Origin of the sequence: Solibacillus sp. FSL K6-4121 (genome assembly GCF_038002585.1) — a bacterium.
Taxonomy (GTDB): domain Bacteria; phylum Bacillota; class Bacilli; order Bacillales_A; family Planococcaceae; genus Solibacillus; species Solibacillus faecavium.
On the sequence record NZ_JBBOCS010000001.1, the window covers coordinates 303,618 to 319,982 of the forward strand.

Genomic DNA, 16,365 nt, shown 5'->3' on the forward strand with positions numbered 1-16,365 from the left:
CTTTCTTCGCTATAAATTTCCGCGCTCCTTTGATTCTCGTTCTCGACACAAGCTATATGTCATTAACTAACTTCCCGATACCCTCTTTTTTCATTCTTTTGACTACATCCGCTATTATCCGCCTTAATTTTATGTGTTTTGACATTCATTCGTGTAAGCGCTCTTTTTTTTCTATTTTAAAAGAGTTATAATGTAAGATGGATTATTAGAAAGAGTGTAATTTTCACTATATCGTGAAAGATTATGTTCTGACCTATGTCGACGATTCATTTAACGACAAAAATAAACATATTTTTCTGGGGGGAAAAATAAGATGGCATACTTAGAAACTTTAGAAAAAAGTCTTTATTCTTTAGTAACTGAAACATCTACAAACTTACCAAAAGACGTACGCCGCGCTATTAAAGCTGCCAAAGAAGCAGAAAATGCGGGAACTCGTGCAGCAATGTCATTAGACACGATTACTACAAATATTGTAATGGCTGAAGACAATGTGTCTCCAATTTGTCAAGATACTGGTCTACCAACATTTAAAGTATATACTCCAGTTGGTGTAAACCAAATCGAAATTAAAAAAGCTATCCAAACTGCTATCGCAGCAGCTACTGGGGATGCTAAATTACGTCCAAACTCAGTTGATTCATTAACTGGTAAGAACTCTGGTACAAACATCGGAGCAGGTCTACCAGTTATCAAGTTTGAACAATGGGAAAATGACTATATTACAGTGAAGCTAATCTTAAAAGGTGGCGGCTGTGAAAACAAAAACATCCAATATTCATTACCTACAGAATTAGAAGGTTTAGGGCGCGCTGGTCGTGACTTAGATGGTATCCGTAAATGTATTTTACACTCTGTATGGCAAGCACAAGGGCAAGGCTGTTCGGCTGGTTTCATCGGTGTCGGTATCGGTGGCGACCGCTCTTCTGGATATGATTTAGCGAAAGAGCAGTTATTCCGTCATGTAGATGATGTGAATCCAATTGAAGACTTAGCAAAATTAGAAAAGTACATCGTAGAAAAATCAAATACATTTGGCGTTGGTACAATGGGCTTCGGTGGTGAAGCTACATTACTTGGTTGTAAAATCGGTGTAATGGACCGCTTACCAGCATCATTCTTCGTATCTGTAGCTTACAACTGTTGGGCTTACCGTCGTATGGCAATCGATATCGATCCAGCGACTGGTGAAATCACGAACTGGCACTACCAAGATGGGGAAAAAATTACTTTCCGTGACGAAGTAAAACAAGACAACTCGGACAATAAAGTAGTTGAACTTATTGCACCAATTACAGAAGAAAAAATCCGTTCACTTAAAGTTGGGGACGTAGTAAAAATTTCTGGCCGTATGTACACAGGTCGTGACGCAATCCACCATCACTTAATCGGTGAAGGTGTCGAAGCACCAGTAGATTTAGACGGTCAAATTATTTATCACTGTGGTCCAGTAATGGCAAAAGACGAAGCAGGCAACTGGGTCGTTAAAGCTGCTGGTCCAACAACTTCAATTCGTGAAGAGCCATACCAAGGCGACATCATGAAAAAATTCGGTATCCGTGCTGTTATGGGTAAAGGCGGTATGGGACCAAAAACATTAAAAGCACTTAACGAGCACGGTGGTGTTTACTTAAATGCTATCGGCGGTGCTGCACAGTACTACGCAGACTGCATTAAGTCAGTTGATGGAGTAGACTTAATGGAATTCGGTATTCCAGAAGCAATGTGGCACTTATCTGTAGAAGGATTCACAGCTGTAGTAACAATGGACTCTCACGGGAACTCATTGCATGCAGATGTAGAAAAATCTTCATTAGATAAGTTAGCGCTGCATGCAGAACGTGTATTTTAAGTTTATATAATTTTAACAACTCACTTCAAATCATTTTGGGGTGAGTTGTTTTTTTATGTTTCACTTTTAAAATATTCTGTTTATTGATATATCATTTATGTTATATTATTTTGTAATAAATGGAACAAGGAGTGTTTAAATGTTTTTTACCAAAGTATTTGTTAACGCATTATTTATAGCAACCCAAATACAATTTAGTACAACTTATCAATACAAGCGCAGTTTACTGGTCGCTATTCTTTATACAACATATGTCTACATTATTTTTCCTCATGTCACATACGGCTTTATATATATATTTCTTCTTATAATGTTATGGTTACTTTTTTCCGCCTCATATTTTCAGCGCACTCACTTATTTGATTCATATAAAAATCGTACAGAATCTAAATGATTCTGTACGACTTTTTATTTTTATTTTACTGAACTAATTGTGCTTTATCTGCCGGCTCGTTATAAATATCTGTATCTAGTTCATTTGTTACCCGGCTAGATACAACTCCCGAAACCATAGAGCCACTTACATTAAGCGCTGTACGACCCATGTCGATTAACGGCTCTACCGATATTAAAATACCTGCTAACGCTATCGGTAAATCCATTGCAGAAAGAACGATGATTGCAGCAAATGTTGCACCACCGCCAACACCTGCTACACCGAATGAGCTAATTGCTACAATTAATATTAATGTTGCAATAAACCCTGGCGATAATGGATTTATACCTACTGTTGGGGCAATCATAACCGCCAACATCGCTGGATATACTCCAGCACAACCATTTTGCCCAATCGATAAACCAAAGGAACCCGCAAAGTTTGCAACCCCATCCGGAACACCAAGACGCTTTGTTTGTGTTTGAATATTTAATGGTAATGCACCTGCACTTGAACGTGAAGTGAAGGCAAACAGTAATACTTCTGCTGATTTTTTTACATATGTTAACGGACTTAATCCTGTTAATGCTACTATAACTAGATGCAATAAGAACATAGCAATTAATGCAACATATGATGCCAAAATGAATTTACCTAAATCCATAATCGCCCCTAAATCACTCGTTGCAACTGTACGTGCCATAATTGCAGCTACACCATATGGAGTTAAGCGTAAGATAATGCGTACTACTCCCATTATTAAACCATATATAGCGTCTACACCTTTTTTCACGTTCGCTGCTGTTTCTTCTTCTTTACGACGAAGCGTTAAATAACTAAAGCCTAAAAACGCAGCAAAAATAACAACTCCAATTGTTGATGTTGCGCGAGATCCCGTTAGATCTGCAAATGGATTTGCCGGGAACATTGTTAAAATTTGTTCGGGTAACGACGTAACCTCCGCCGAACGTTCCACTAATGATTCCCCACGTGCAATTTCTGCTTCCCCTTGCATAATTTGTGTGGCATCTAGATCAAATGCAACTGTAGATGCAATACCTAAACCAGCTGCTATTGCTGTAGTACCTATTAGTACAGATAAAATAACCGCTGCTGTTTTCCCTAAATTCTTCCCGAATGTTACTTTAGTAAATGCTGCTAATATTGAAATGAAGACTAAAGGCATTGCAATCATTTGTAATAATCGTACATAACCATTCCCAACGATGTTATACCAAGGCATAGTCTCTGTAATTGCATCGGACTCCACGCCGTATGCAAATTGTAGCCCTATTCCGAGTAAAATCCCTAATCCTAATGCGATAAATACACGATTAGAAAATTTAACATGCTTTGTTTTAAGGAAGTATAAAAATGTAATAACAATGATCAACAAGGCAATATTAAGTAAAACGAATAAATTCAACTTTAACTCCTCCTATTTAATAAAATGTACTTAACTATATTACTCTATAATCCTTATAAGTCAAGTTGGTATTTATTATTCTTATTTATTGTATGTTATTTACAAAATATGATGCTTATATTATAATTATTATTAAATAAGAAAATACTTATAATATAATTGAAATTCATTATCAGTTGATTTAACAATGATACTCATTATCAAGGAGGTATATATGAAAAATTCTAATCGAGAAAAGTTATCATTAAATGAGAAAATTATAGAACATAAAGAATTGATCGCTGCCTTAGTTTCCGGCTTTATTATTTTGCTGGCATGGAGGATGGAATCCACCGATCAAACAACCGCAGCTGTCATTGCATATTTAACAGCTTTTGTAATTGGCGGTTATGCCAAAGCAAAAGAAGGCATTGAAGATACAATTGAAAACAAATCTTTAAATGTTGAAATGTTAATGATTTTGGCTGCCATCGGATCAGCCATTATTGGATACTGGATGGAAGGTGCCATATTAATCTTTATATTTGCCTTAAGTGGCGCCCTTGAAACATATGCGATGAACAAAAGCCATCGTGAAATTTCCTCTTTAATGGAATTACAGCCTGAAGAAGCATGGCTTGTACGAGGTGGATTTGAACCTATTAAAATATCTGTAAAAGATTTAAAAGTAAATGACCATATTTTAGTAAAGCCTGGAGAACGAATTCCTGCAGACGGAAAAGTATATAAAGGGATATCAACTGTCGATGAAGCAGCTATTACAGGTGAATCAATGCCGATCACGAAAAATATTGACGATGAAGTGTATGCAGGAACAGTGAACTTAAATGGAGTTTTAACTATTAGTGTAACGAAGCAAAGCGGAGAAACCTTATTCCAAAAAATTATTACGCTTGTACAATCTGCGCAAAGTGAAAAGTCCCCATCACAGCAATTTATTGAACGCTTTGAAGGTATTTATGTAAAAGGAGTATTAATATCAGTCGGAATCATGATGTTTTTGCCCCACTATTTATTAGGCTGGGATTGGACGACAACTTTATACCGCGCAATGGTACTGTTGGTAGTGGCATCTCCTTGTGCCCTTGTAGCATCCATTATGCCAGCTACCCTATCTTCCATCTCAAATGGTGCCAGAAACGGTATTTTAGTTAAAGGTGGCTTACATTTAGAACATTTGAATACATTACGTGTCTTAGCTGTCGATAAAACCGGAACACTTACACAAGGCACACCAGCCGTAACAGATTTTATCGTTCGTGAGGATTTAAATAAAGATGAGACATTGGCATTAATCGCGGGCATTGAAGGACAATCAAACCACCCTCTTGCACAAGCGATTACTTCATTCGCTAAACAACAAAATGTCATTGTCCCACAAAATATAACGATTGAAGATATCCCGGGTTATGGGATAAAGGCACAATATAAAGAACTACATTATACAATTGGAAAGCCCGATTTTGTCGGTAAAGATTTGGCCGTTTCTTTTTCGGACAGAGCATTGCAGCAATTAGGGAATGAAGGAAAGACAGTTGTGTTTTTAAAAGACCAAAACGGAATTGCAGCATTGATTGCCCTAAAAGATATAGTACGAGATGAAGCGAAAAAAGCAGTTGCTGCACTAAAGGAACTTGGTATTGACGTTATGATGCTTACCGGTGACAATGAAGCGACAGCAAAAACAATTGCAAATGAAGCTGGTGTGACAAACTATGTTGCAGAATGTTTACCTGAAACAAAAGTCGAACATATAAAGCAGTATAAGCAATCGTACGGCAATGTTGGTATGGTAGGTGATGGGATTAACGATGCCCCAGCGCTAGCAACTGCTTCTGTTGGGATTGCCATGGGTGGCGGTACGGACGTGGCACTCGAAACAGCCGATGTTGTATTGATGAAAAATGACCTTTCTAAAATTGCTTACGCTGTTAAGCTTTCGCGGAAAATGCAACGAATCGTTAAGCAAAATATAATTTTCTCGTTAACAGTCATCGCAATTCTCATCATCTCGAACTTTTTCCAGGCGATTAGCCTCCCTCTTGGGGTTATTGGTCATGAAGGAAGCACGATTTTAGTTATTTTAAATGGCCTGCGTATGTTGAGCAAAAATGTTTAATGGCTTGCTACTTAAAATAACCAACTGGCAATAACCATAAATAAAGCACGACGCCTAAATATTTATGGCGTCGTGCTTTTTATGTGACAAAACAATTTAGAAAACAGGTGTCTTTGCATTCTTTTTATTTTTCTTGGCAATCTGTCTTTTTTGGAATGTGGCATTTAATATTCCACCCAATATTAAAATCATTCCTGTAAAGTACAGCCAAAGCATTAGTATAATGACCCCGCCAATACTGCCGTAAGTAGCACTAAAATTGCCGAAATTGTTAATATAAAATGAAAAACCATAAGTTAATGTAAGCCAGCCTAGTGTTGCCAATATCGAACCTGGTACAACACTAACAATTGTTAATCGAGGATCAGTATTAGGAACAATCCAATACATAACCGTTAATAAAAGAAAAATAAGGGTAGGCGGCATAATCCAACGAAGCGTATTCCAAAGACCTGCCAGTGATTCTTCTATACCAAAATAGCCGAACACTACATTTTCAATTTGCTGTCCAAAAACCGGCAAGACAAGAGCAATTAAAATAATAATTACTAACGAAATAGTAAATAAAAGAGACCAAATACGATTTATAAAACCTGCTCTAGCTTCAACATCATAGGCACGATTTAATGTTTTCATCAGTGCGTCTACAGCACGCGAGGCAGACCAAATTGTACCGATAATACCAACTGAAAGTAAACCGCCATTTTGGTTGGTTAGTACTTCCGAAAGTGTCCCTTCAATAAGAACATAAACTTCCTCAGGCATTATATCACTCAAGAAATCGAATACTTGCCCTTGTTCTAAATTTAAATATGGTAAGAGTGTTACCATAAAAATAAGCATCGGGAAAAATGATAGTAAAAAGAAATAAGCAAGTAGTGCACCCATCCCCGACATATCAACTTTTTGAATACGGTATATTAAATCCTGAAAAAAACCTTTTGTCGTTAAAACATTTATTTGACTAGGGTCAGGTGAAACATATGATTTAATAAGTGAAATCTTTTCTTTAAATTCTTCTTTCTCTTCCATACAGCCACCACCTTTTGAATTACCCAGAAAAAAGATATACTGAATACCTTTCTATCCGGATAACGCCCTAACAGATGTCCCAGATATCGAAATAACTCCAAGAAAAAATCTGTACATATTTACACTAAGGCGAATTTAATTAGCCAGCTTGTTCATCCTTTTTTGAAAATGCATCAATCGTTTCGGAAACCATGCTTTGAATCGTAGTTGGCAATTCTTTAATATCATTGCCATTTTGCATAATAGATTGAATACTATCATTTACTGTTCCGTAAACTGTTTGAGCTTGCTCAATTTTCGATTCAACTAACGCTAATAGTTCGTCACGGTTTTCAGCATAATAAACAACCGTATCTTTTGCATTTTTAGCTGTCTTTACAGTATGCTCCCTTGTTTGTTTATCTAACATACTGATTGCTGCACCAGTTACTGCTCCAATTGCTATAAACGGTAATAGTTTACTTTTCATTGTTTACTCTCCTCCTGTGTATGCTTTCATATTCCCATAAAAATTTCCTATAAAACTTATCTACACTCATTTTAGCGAATGTTCGCTATTTTTAAAAGTATTCTCAAAATTTTTACGGGTTGACAAGAAGTGCCTTGCATGAAATGATATTTTTGTAAACATTGAAAGGTAGGGCAAAAAAATGGACTTATCCAACCCATCACAAGAAAATGTCAATTATATGATAGAACAAATCAAAGAAAAACTACGTATGGTAAACGTTGACGCTATGCAATCAGAGGCATTCGATGAAGATAAATACGAGGATCTACAATATCTATATGAAATGGTTATGAAACGAGACTCGTTCAGCCCTAGCGAAATGAATGCTATTGTTGCAGAATTAGGCTCCCTTCGTAAATAAAAGGAAGCAACAAAAGGAAGCTCATCGATATTTTTCGACGAGCTTCCTTTTATTTCATAACTATTCCCCAGGAAATACGATTACTTATTAAGTTCGACAGCAATTTTTGCGCCTACACGTGCATTGTGTTTTACTAATGCAATATTTGCATCAAGTGACTTACCTTCAGTCAGTTCCTTCACTTTGCCCAGTAGGAATGGTGTTACATTTTTACCTGCAATACCTTGTTCTTTTGCTTCTCTTAGTGCATTGTCGATAATAGTATCCATTACGCTTGATTCCATAGCATCCTCAACTGGAATTGGGTTGGCGATTAATGCCCCACCACGTAAGCCTAAATCCCATTTTGCGCGTAGAATAGCTGCAGTTTCTTCTGCTGAATCAACACGAATGTTTACATCAAATTCACTCTCACGTGCATAGAACGCCGGTAATTTGTCAGTGCCGTATCCGATTACTGGTACACCTTTTGTTTCTAAATATTCTAATGTTAAGCCGATATCTAAAATGGATTTTGCACCTGCACATACAACAGCTACATTTGTCATTGCTAATTCTTCCAAGTCTGCAGAAATATCCATCGTTGTTTCGGCGCCACGGTGAACTCCGCCAATACCGCCTGTTACGAATAATTCAATACCAGCTAACTCTGCGCAGATCATTGTTGCTGCTACAGTTGTTGCTCCAATTTTTTTTGTTGCAAGTAAATAGCCAATATCGCGACGGCTTGTTTTTGCTACACCTTGTGCATTACCGAACATTTCCAACTCTTCATCGGATAAACCAATTTTAATTTTCCCGTCGATTAATGCGATTGTTGCGGGTACTGCACCACCATCACGAATAATTTGTTCTACTTCACGAGCTGTTTGTACGTTTTGAGGATATGGCATACCATGAGAAATGATTGTTGATTCAAGAGCTACAATTGGTAAACCTTTCTCTTTTGCTTCTAATACCTCTTGTGAATATGATAAATATTGTTCCATTATAAATTCCTCCACTCAATTAATTTTTCCTTTGTTAAATCTTCGCGTACTGTTTTGTCTGATTGTAATGTTTTTGATGCATTCGTTAAACCAAGTTGTATTGCTTCTTTAAAGTCCTCATTGTTTAATACTCCATGTAAAAATGCGCTTACAAAAGCATCTCCCGCACCCGTAACATCTACAATTTTTTTTGTTGCAATGGCTTTATAATGCGTCACTTTGTTATCATGACCAGCCATTACTCCATGTTCTCCTAATGTAAGGACAACATATTCTGCCCCTTTTTGTAACATAGCTTTTACTGCCTTTTCATAATGACCATATGTTTCCAAATTCATATGCAAATACATTTCTGCTTCATCACGATTGCAGATAACGTAATGAACCCCTTGTAAATCTTCTGGCATGTTTTTCATCTTAGGGGATGAAACAGGAATAATAGCGAATGGAATTTTGCGCTCATGGGCAAACTCCTTTACATATTCCACTGTTTCCAACGGGCAGTTTAAATCAATTATTAAACAGCTCGCATTTTGCATTATGGATTCATACTTCTTTAGAACAGTTGGTGAGAGTTGATCATATATTTCCATATTCGCCATGGATATTACTAGTTCCCCAGAATGCGCCAATACAGCTGTGTAAGATCCCGTCTTATAATCCTTTAATTTTTCAACTAAATCAAGATTCATCGTAGCATTACAATTCTGTTCAATATATGTGGCATCATGATCATCACCCATCACGGTAATTAATGAAACATGGTTACCTAATCGTCCTATATTTTCAGCAATGTTACGAGCTACTCCACCAACCGTTTCAGTTACAGAAGCAGGATTGGACGTACCTAACTGAACATCTTGCTCAATTGTAAATTTACGGTCGACGTTGGCACCGCCAATTGCGATAATATGTTTTTTTTCTGGCAAGACATACGCTCGTCCTAGAATTTCTCCGCGCTTAATCAGTGAGGAGATGATATTTGCAAGTGCTGGCCTCGACATCCCTAATTGCTCTGCCATCTCCTGTTGAGACAGATAAGGATTTTTCTTTATCAATTGGAAGATTAGCTTTTCTTTTTCATTCAACTACTTCACCTCGAAAGAAACATTTGTTTATGATTATAAACTTTTGTTTAGTGGATGTCAAAATAAAAAATGCCGTTTAGAAAGAACTCTCTCTAAACAGCATTTTACTACTCTACTATTAAATCTCCATTTTCAGCTATACGTGGTTGAACAAGAACCTCAACACGGCGGTTTTTTGCTTTACCATCTTCAGTATCATTGGAGGCGATTGGCTGGAATTCCCCGAAGCCTTTTACACTGAAGTATTTGGGGTCAAGATTTTCGTTACTCGTAACAATTTCCTTCATAAAATTCACTGCACGCATAACTGATAAATCCCAATTAGATTCAAATTCTGAATTATTAATCGGAACATTATCTGTATGACCAGTAATAACGATATTACGTGGTGGGTCAAACATTAACAGTTGTGCAATTTCATCGGCAATAGTCGCATACTCGCCCTTTACTTCGGCACGCCCCATATCAAATAAAATACTATCTCGAATCGTAATTAGTAAACCTTCTTCTGTCAATTTCGTTTCAAACTGATTTTCTAATTCATTAATTGCAATGAATTCGTCCACACGATTTTGTGTTTCTAATAGCCGCTCTTGGTCTTCCATATATTTAGAAGCACCTGATTGAATATTGGAAGTCGAACCATTAGGCGTTTGAACTACTGAAGGGTTGTCCATAACTCCAGTACCACTAGTGAAAATTTCATTAAATACAGCAGACATTTGCTGTAGTTTTTTTTCATCTACTGAACTTGATGCAAATAGTACAATAAATAATGCTAATAATAATGTTAAAATATCTGCATAGGGAACTAACCAGGACTCATCAACATGTTCCTCATGCTTTTTATGTCTTTTACGCTTCTTTGCCAAGGCCACCCGCCCCGCTTTCGGTAATTTGCTTACGTTCTTCCATTGTTAAATATGAAGCAAGCTTTTGCTCGATTACTCGAGGAGCTTCACCTTCAAGTACAGACAAAATACCTTCAATCATCATCTGCTTTTGCTTAACTTCTACAGAAGATTTACGTTTTAACTTATTGGCAAATGGATGCCATAACACATACCCTGTAAAGATACCCAATAAGGTAGCAACAAAGGCAGCAGAAATTGCTACACCTAATTTATCGATATCCCCCATATCTTTTAGCGCTGCGATAAGGCCTACTACGGCCCCTAATACACCTAGAGTTGGTGCATATGTACCTGCTTGCGTAAAAATCGCGGCACCACTTCCATGACGGTCTTCCATTGCTTCTACTTCCTCTGACAGCACATCGCGAATATAGTCTGCATTTTGACCATCTATTGCTAGTGTTAAGCCGTTTTTCAGAAAGGGATCTTCAATTTCAGATGCCTTGCTTTCCAGAGCCAATAACCCTTCACGGCGAGCTAAATCTGCCCACTGTGAAAACATTTTGATTAAATCAATATCACTAGCTAATTTTGTTTCTGTAAATAAAATTTTAAAAAGTTTTGGAATTCGTTTTAATTCCTTCATTGGGAACGCGATTGTTACCGCTGCAATCGTACCAAAGATAATAATTAAAATAGCGGCAGGATTTAATAATGCGTCAGGTGTTACGCCTTTCATAAACATCCCTAGTAAAAGAGCGAAAAAGGCAAGTATAATCCCAACAACCGATGATATATCCATATGTAGTACCTCCAAATTACTATGTCTTTTCTTATTTCGGTATATTTATCTTTTTATTAACTTCCTTTACACTAGTATTAGAACAATTTTTATATTTTTCGATACATTTATTATTTTTATCACAATCTTCATTGTTTTGATAAGGGTGTATTTAAAAATAACACATTTTATAACAATTACTGGGGGAATGTTTAAATGAATTCAATGTTCGAAAGTAAGTTAACAAAGTATGCGGAATTAGCTGTAAAAATCGGTGTAAATATTCAACCAAATCAATATTTGTATATCGCAGCTTCTATTGAATCAGCACCTTTTGTACAGGTCGTGACTAAAATCGCCTATGAGGCTGGAGCAAAGCAAGTATTTGTAGATTATACAGATGACCAAATTACGCGTACTCGTTACGAGTTAGCACCGGATGATTCTTTTGATTTCTTCCCTCCATGGAAAGTCCAGGAGCGTGAGTGGCTGGCTGAACAAGGTGCAGCATTTATGAGCATCGTTTCGCAAAGTCCTGATCTACTAGCTGGTATCGATTCAAAACGTATTGCTACTTTCCAAAAAGCAGCCGGAATCGCGTTAAATAAATACCGCCAGTACGTACAGTCAGATAAAATCAGCTGGACTGTCATTGCAGCTCCTTCTAAACAATGGGCTAAAAAAGTATTTTCAGATTTACCTGAAAATGAACAAGTGGAAGCATTATGGGAGGCTATTTTTAAAGCGACACGAGCTGACTTAGACAACCCTGTTCAAGCATGGGCAGAGCATAATGATAACTTACATGAAAAAGTAGATTACTTAAATAATAAAAACTATGCAAAGCTGCATTATACAGCGCCTGGAACGGATTTAACGATAGAGCTTCCTAAAGGTCATTTATGGTGCGGTGCAGGCAGTGTCAATGAAAAAGGCGAAGAATTCATGGCTAATATGCCAACTGAAGAAGTTTTTACAGTACCGCATAAAAATGGTGTAAACGGGTATGTATCTAGTACAAAACCACTTAGCTACGGTGGCAATATAATTGATAATTTTAAAATTACATTTGAAAAAGGGCGTATTATAAAAGTTGAAGCTGAACAAGGCGAAGAAGTTTTGAAAAACCTTGTAGCAACAGATGAAGGCTCTCATTATTTAGGGGAAGTGGCACTTGTACCTTTCCATTCACCTATCTCTGAATCGAATATTTTATTTTACAATACACTATTCGATGAAAATGCATCAAACCACTTAGCCATTGGCAGTGCTTATGCATTTTGTTTAGAAGGCGGGAAAACGATGTCACAGGAAGAATTAGAAAAACACGGATTAAATAACAGTATTACGCATGTTGATTTTATGATTGGTTCTGCGCAAATGAATATCGATGGCATTACTGAAGATGGTCAGGCAGAAGCTGTTTTCCGTGATGGAAACTGGGCATTCTAAATCTTCAAGATGTCGCCATATTTACAATTTATTCTGTAGTAAATGCATAAATCCCCCTACAATGTTCCAATTTATTAGGTTATAATTGGTTAATGATTCTTATTATTAAATAGAGAGGAGTTTTTATGATGTTTGATCACCGTCATCCGTTTTTGTCTGATTATTATACGTTAGTTTTAGGTTTCTCAGCAGTTATTCTCGTTCTTTTAGTAATGTTTATTATGTACTTACGAATCGGATTACAATCTCATGACTCTGTTATAGTAGATTCAAAGGCTAATGCATTCGCGCCAAACGAAAAATCACTAGATGGTCACCACCATCATTAATATTTTTCACAACCGTTCTATTTGAGCGGTTGTTTTTTATTGCTGAATTACTGCTTTAGTTCTCTTTATTTATTGGATTTTTAACTATAATTGTGCGCATTTATTTGAATTATCTAAATAATATTTTAAAATGAATACAGAAACGAAAGGGGTACGAATAAATGTCTGCATTACAAAATATTCTAGAGTTTAATGAAAAGTTTGTTGCTGAAAAGCAATATGAAGAATACGCAACAACGAAATTCCCTGATAAAAAGATTGTTGTTTTATCTTGTATGGATACGCGTTTAGTAGAATTATTACCAAAAGCAATGAACTTGCGCAACGGGGATGTAAAAGTTGTTAAAAGTGCTGGCGCAATCGTAAATCACCCATTTGGTGGCATTATGCGCAGTATATTAGTAGCCGTGTATGAATTACAGGCTGATGAAGTATATGTTATTGGTCATTATGATTGCGGTATGAGTGCCGTTGATTCAAATGTTATGATCGGTCATATGCTTGAACGTGGAGTAAAACAAGAAACGATAGATGTTATTAATTATGCACGCGTAGATTTAAAAGAATGGTTACGTGGTTTCGGCGATATTAAAACGAGTGTTTTAAAAAGCGTTGACTTAGTAAGAAAACATCCATTAATGCCTGCTGGTGTTCCTGTACACGGTCTTATTATTGATCCTGCAACTGGTAAATTAGATTTAGTAACTGATGGATCTGAAGAAGTAAAATAATAAGCTATAGCCTTACCCACAGGACTTTTTTGGGTAAGTGCTATAGCTTTTTTTATAATCATACAACTGTATAAAATCACCTATTTATATATTCTCGCTGTAATATTGCGTACATATAATGGTCAACCCATTTACCATTAATAAATAATAATTCTCGGAGTAAACCCTCTCTCGTAAATCCTGACTTCTCTAAAACGCGTATAGATCCCACATTTTGAGGAGCGACATATGCTTCAATACGATGAATATTTAAAGTTGAAAATGCGAACTCCATTACTAAACGTACCGCTTCGGTTACAATGCCTCTTCCTATAAATTTTTCATCCATAGAATATCCGATAAAACCGCTGGAGTATGGCAATCGTTTTATTGAATAGAGCGAAATATGACCAATCAGTCTACCTGTTTCATTATGGAAGATCCCAAACGAAAACTCTCTATTTGTTTGCAAAAGATGCATGCTTTCCATTATTTTCTTGTACTGTGTCTCTTCTGTATAAAATTCATCCCGATGTAACGGCTCGTATGTTGACCAATAAAATTTATTATCCACTAATAGCTTAGTCAATGCTCTTGCATCAGACAGTGTAAATGTACGCAATGAACATTGTTGCCCAATAAGTTGAACCATTGGACCCTCCTTCTTTCGAAATAGCTTGATTAAGCTTTTCATTTAACTCACCTACATTTCACAGCCAAACTTACTTATCTGTTTTTGATTTTTTCTTTTTTGGCTTTGGCTGTATTTCTATAAATTCAGGTTTTTCACTATCTGCCGCAAGTACCTTATGTTTTTCAAAAACATTGGTAAGCTGAAGACCTCGTTTAGTAATTTGTGTTTCGATTTGAGCAACCGCTTCTTTTAGCACTTGTACTCGAGCATAAAATTTATCGTTGCCAGGGATTAAACACCAAGGGGCATTTTCTGTATTTGTTTTAGCAAACATTTCATCTGCCGCTTCCATATATAAATGGAACTTTTCACGATTTCGCCAATCTTCATCTGTGAGTTTCCATGATTTATATGGGTCTGCCGCTCTTTCCATAAAGCGCTTCAATTGCTCATCCGCATCAATATGAACCCAGAACTTAACTATAATATAATCTTCATCCGTTAATTGCTTTTCAAAGTCATTTATTTCGTTATAAGCACGCTTCCATTCATGTTCTTTTGCAAAGCCTTCAATGCGTTCCACTAATACACGACCATACCAAGAACGGTCAAAGATGGCAATCTGGCCATGCTGAGGCAGCTTCCGCCAAAAACGGTGCATATAGTGATAACGCTTTTCGTGTGGCTGTGGCGCGGAAATTGGTGAAACGATTAAACCACGTGGATCAATGTGTTCTGTTAATCGCTTTATTGCGCCCCCTTTGCCTGCTGCATCCATGCCTTCAAATACGAAGATGAGACCGATTTTATTGTTGTATAAAAATTGCTGTATATTAAGCATTTCATACTGCAACTCTTTCAATTGCTTTTTGTAGAGCTTCTTATCCAATTTTAATGTCAGATCCAGATCGTTTAGGTTTTGCATTCAACGGCCCCCTCTATTGCGAATCATTATATATATTTTACTTGAAAGTGTTTAGAAATGGTAATTGTTGCTGTAATTTATTTGAATCGTTTGATTATTTTATGTTAATCTAATCTCCCTATAGAACAAAAGTAAAAAACGTGGCCGCATTATATGCTTCCACGTTTTTTAATTAGTCTTCTAATGTTGTTAAAATAATTGGTTTATCTTTCGTTACAATAATCGAATGTTCTATTTGTGCAACTAATGATTTATCCGGAGTAATAAATGTCCAACCATCTCCGGATTCAACAATATGCTCTGCCTTTGCAGAAATGAACGGCTCTACTGCTAAAACCATCCCTTCTTTCATAATTGTTGTATCCCAAGCATCATAATAGTTTAATACGTGGTTAGGCTCTTCATGCAATGATTTACCTAAACCATGACCTGTTAAGTTCATAATTACCGTTAGGCCGTGATCACGCGCTTCACGCTCAACTGCCTTACCAATTTGATTTAATTTTGAACCTGCTTTAACTTTTGTCATTGCACGTTCAAATGCAGATTTTGCTACAGCACAAAGTTTTTCCTTATCTTCATAGCCTTTTCCAACAACAAAGGAAATTCCTGTATCTGCAAAATATCCATTTAAAGAACCTGATACGTCGATATTGACGATATCTCCTTCTTGAATCACTTTATTACCTGGAATACCATGTGCCACTTCATGATTCACCGAAATGCAAGTATAGCCTGGGAAGTCATATTCACCTTTTGGGCCTGAAATAGCGCCAGCATCAGCAAACATACGTCCTGCAATTTCATCCAATTCTTTTGTCGTCACGCCAGGTACTGTCGCAGCTTTCATCGCTTCACGAATTTCAGCACAAATACGTCCTATTTTTTTAAACGCTTGGATTTCTTCTTGAGTTGTAACAATCATG

The 16,365-nt window shown here is 36.7% G+C and carries 16 protein-coding genes; 6 read left to right on the forward strand and 10 right to left on the reverse strand.

Features of this window, described 5'->3' with window-relative positions:
* Nucleotides 1–313: 313 nt before the first annotated feature.
* Complete coding sequence (locus MHH95_RS01680; protein WP_340726196.1) at nt 314–1,852, forward strand: fumarate hydratase; 1,539 nt, start codon at nt 314–316, stop codon at nt 1,850–1,852.
* Nucleotides 1,853–2,271: 419 nt separating this feature from the next.
* On the opposite strand, the gene MHH95_RS01685 is transcribed toward MHH95_RS01680, so the two are convergent.
* The gene (locus MHH95_RS01685) at nt 2,272–3,654 is read right to left on the reverse strand and encodes an L-cystine transporter (protein WP_191701004.1); all 1,383 of its coding nucleotides are present in this window, start codon (nt 3,652–3,654) and stop codon (nt 2,272–2,274) included.
* A 214-nt stretch (nt 3,655–3,868) separates the two neighbouring features.
* Here MHH95_RS01685 and MHH95_RS01690 point away from each other — a divergent pair, with 214 nt between their 5' ends.
* Complete coding sequence (locus tag MHH95_RS01690) at nt 3,869–5,773, forward strand: heavy metal translocating P-type ATPase (RefSeq protein ID WP_340726197.1); 1,905 nt, start codon at nt 3,869–3,871, stop codon at nt 5,771–5,773.
* Between the two features lie 96 nt (nt 5,774–5,869).
* On the opposite strand, the gene MHH95_RS01695 is transcribed toward MHH95_RS01690, so the two are convergent.
* Nucleotides 5,870–6,805, reverse strand: coding sequence for a YihY/virulence factor BrkB family protein (locus tag MHH95_RS01695; RefSeq protein WP_339214148.1), 936 nt, complete (start codon nt 6,803–6,805; stop codon nt 5,870–5,872).
* Nucleotides 6,806–6,944: 139 nt separating this feature from the next.
* Nucleotides 6,945–7,274, reverse strand: coding sequence for a YtxH domain-containing protein (locus MHH95_RS01700; protein ID WP_191701001.1), 330 nt, complete (start codon nt 7,272–7,274; stop codon nt 6,945–6,947).
* Between the two features lie 181 nt (nt 7,275–7,455).
* On the opposite strand from MHH95_RS01700, the gene MHH95_RS01705 reads away from it, so the two are divergent.
* Nucleotides 7,456–7,677, forward strand: coding sequence for a DUF1128 domain-containing protein (locus MHH95_RS01705; protein ID WP_339214149.1), 222 nt, complete (start codon nt 7,456–7,458; stop codon nt 7,675–7,677).
* Between the two features lie 80 nt (nt 7,678–7,757).
* On the opposite strand, the gene MHH95_RS01710 is transcribed toward MHH95_RS01705, so the two are convergent.
* From MHH95_RS01710 to motA, 4 genes are all read right to left on the reverse strand, one after another.
* A complete protein-coding gene (locus MHH95_RS01710) occupies nt 7,758–8,666 on the reverse strand; it encodes a pseudouridine-5'-phosphate glycosidase (protein ID WP_340726198.1) in 909 nt (302 codons plus the stop codon).
* Nucleotides 8,666–9,754 (reverse strand): PfkB family carbohydrate kinase, encoded by a 1,089-nt coding sequence (locus MHH95_RS01715; protein ID WP_340726199.1) that lies wholly within the window; start codon nt 9,752–9,754, stop codon nt 8,666–8,668. Before MHH95_RS01715 ends, MHH95_RS01710 begins: the two co-directional genes overlap by 1 nt.
* A gap of 107 nt (nt 9,755–9,861) precedes the next feature.
* Nucleotides 9,862–10,626, reverse strand: coding sequence for a flagellar motor protein MotB (motB, locus tag MHH95_RS01720; protein WP_340726200.1), 765 nt, complete (start codon nt 10,624–10,626; stop codon nt 9,862–9,864).
* Entirely contained in the window at nt 10,610–11,410 is an 801-nt protein-coding gene (gene motA, locus MHH95_RS01725; RefSeq protein WP_340726201.1) for a flagellar motor stator protein MotA, read from the reverse strand. The genes motB and motA overlap by 17 nt, the downstream gene beginning before the upstream one ends.
* A 195-nt stretch (nt 11,411–11,605) precedes the next feature.
* Between motA and MHH95_RS01730 the strand changes: the two genes are divergently transcribed.
* The 3 genes from MHH95_RS01730 (at nt 11,606) to MHH95_RS01740 (ending at nt 13,901) form a co-directional block, all read left to right on the forward strand.
* Nucleotides 11,606–12,841 (forward strand): aminopeptidase, encoded by a 1,236-nt coding sequence (locus tag MHH95_RS01730; RefSeq protein ID WP_340726202.1) that lies wholly within the window; start codon nt 11,606–11,608, stop codon nt 12,839–12,841.
* A 128-nt stretch (nt 12,842–12,969) separates the two neighbouring features.
* Nucleotides 12,970–13,170: a hypothetical protein gene (locus tag MHH95_RS01735; protein WP_191701038.1), complete on the forward strand. Its 201-nt coding sequence runs from the start codon at nt 12,970–12,972 to the stop codon at nt 13,168–13,170.
* 161 nt (nt 13,171–13,331) lie between these two features.
* On the forward strand, nt 13,332–13,901 hold the full coding sequence (locus MHH95_RS01740; RefSeq protein ID WP_340726203.1) for a beta-class carbonic anhydrase: 570 nt from the start codon (nt 13,332–13,334) through the stop codon (nt 13,899–13,901).
* 76 nt (nt 13,902–13,977) lie between these two features.
* Here MHH95_RS01740 and MHH95_RS01745 read toward each other — a convergent pair whose 3' ends face one another.
* The 3 genes from MHH95_RS01745 to map all read right to left on the reverse strand — a co-directional run bounded on the left by MHH95_RS01745 (nt 13,978) and on the right by map (nt 16,364).
* The gene (locus tag MHH95_RS01745; protein ID WP_340726204.1) at nt 13,978–14,532 is read right to left on the reverse strand and encodes a GNAT family N-acetyltransferase; all 555 of its coding nucleotides are present in this window, start codon (nt 14,530–14,532) and stop codon (nt 13,978–13,980) included.
* A 70-nt stretch (nt 14,533–14,602) separates the two neighbouring features.
* Entirely contained in the window at nt 14,603–15,439 is an 837-nt protein-coding gene (locus MHH95_RS01750; RefSeq protein WP_340726205.1) for a polyphosphate kinase 2 family protein, read from the reverse strand.
* A gap of 172 nt (nt 15,440–15,611) precedes the next feature.
* Entirely contained in the window at nt 15,612–16,364 is a 753-nt protein-coding gene (gene map / locus MHH95_RS01755; protein ID WP_340726206.1) for a type I methionyl aminopeptidase, read from the reverse strand.
* Between the last annotated feature and the right edge of the window lies 1 nt (nt 16,365).

Excerpts from the sequence above, each read along its gene's own strand:
- MHH95_RS01680 (WP_340726196.1), top strand. The coding sequence starts at position 314 with ATGGCATACTTAGAAACTTTAGAAAAAAGTCTTTATTCTTTAGTAACT.
- MHH95_RS01690 (WP_340726197.1), top strand. The coding sequence starts at position 3,869 with ATGAAAAATTCTAATCGAGAAAAGTTATCATTAAATGAGAAAATTATA.
- MHH95_RS01695 (WP_339214148.1), bottom strand. The coding sequence starts at position 6,805 with ATGGAAGAGAAAGAAGAATTTAAAGAAAAGATTTCACTTATTAAATCA.
- MHH95_RS01700 (WP_191701001.1), bottom strand. The coding sequence starts at position 7,274 with ATGAAAAGTAAACTATTACCGTTTATAGCAATTGGAGCAGTAACTGGT.
- MHH95_RS01705 (WP_339214149.1), top strand. The coding sequence starts at position 7,456 with ATGGACTTATCCAACCCATCACAAGAAAATGTCAATTATATGATAGAA.
- MHH95_RS01710 (WP_340726198.1), bottom strand. The coding sequence starts at position 8,666 with ATGGAACAATATTTATCATATTCACAAGAGGTATTAGAAGCAAAAGAG.
- motA (WP_340726201.1), bottom strand. The coding sequence starts at position 11,410 with ATGGATATATCATCGGTTGTTGGGATTATACTTGCCTTTTTCGCTCTT.
- MHH95_RS01730 (WP_340726202.1), top strand. The coding sequence starts at position 11,606 with ATGAATTCAATGTTCGAAAGTAAGTTAACAAAGTATGCGGAATTAGCT.
- MHH95_RS01735 (WP_191701038.1), top strand. The coding sequence starts at position 12,970 with ATGTTTGATCACCGTCATCCGTTTTTGTCTGATTATTATACGTTAGTT.
- MHH95_RS01740 (WP_340726203.1), top strand. The coding sequence starts at position 13,332 with ATGTCTGCATTACAAAATATTCTAGAGTTTAATGAAAAGTTTGTTGCT.
- MHH95_RS01745 (WP_340726204.1), bottom strand. The coding sequence starts at position 14,532 with ATGGTTCAACTTATTGGGCAACAATGTTCATTGCGTACATTTACACTG.
- MHH95_RS01750 (WP_340726205.1), bottom strand. The coding sequence starts at position 15,439 with ATGCAAAACCTAAACGATCTGGATCTGACATTAAAATTGGATAAGAAG.
- map (WP_340726206.1), bottom strand. The coding sequence starts at position 16,364 with ATGATTGTTACAACTCAAGAAGAAATCCAAGCGTTTAAAAAAATAGGA.